Origin of the sequence: Halalkalibacter oceani (assembly GCF_023715705.1) — a bacterium.
GTDB lineage: Bacteria > Bacillota > Bacilli > Bacillales > Bacillaceae_D > Halalkalibacter > Halalkalibacter oceani_A.
In genome coordinates this window covers 1-253 of sequence record NZ_JAMBOS010000130.1, presented here as the reverse complement: position 1 = coordinate 253, position 253 = coordinate 1, and the positions used below count along the sequence as shown (strand labels likewise).

Genomic DNA, 253 nt, shown 5'->3' with positions numbered 1-253 from the left:
GTCCTCGTATGCCTTTCATTAATTCAATCTCACGATGAAGTTGCCGTTTTGCATCTCCTCGATAAAACTTCGCTTCAGAGCCCAGTTGTTCCAGTAGCCCCTTGTAAAAATGGCGAGGAGTTAACTTTGATTACAGCCATCCGATTGAACCAGTTGTGCCATCTTTTTGATCCGCCTCGGACATGAATTTGATCCAATTAAGACATGACTGACCCACCCTCCTATATAATGAAGGAGCACATTTGTGCAAATT

At 43.1% G+C, this 253-nt stretch carries 1 pseudogene; it reads right to left on the bottom strand.

Features of this window, described 5'->3' with window-relative positions:
* Positions 1-130: pseudogene (locus tag M3212_RS22345) on the bottom strand (AAA family ATPase); the annotation flags it as partial.
* Positions 131-253: the final 123 nt, after the last annotated feature.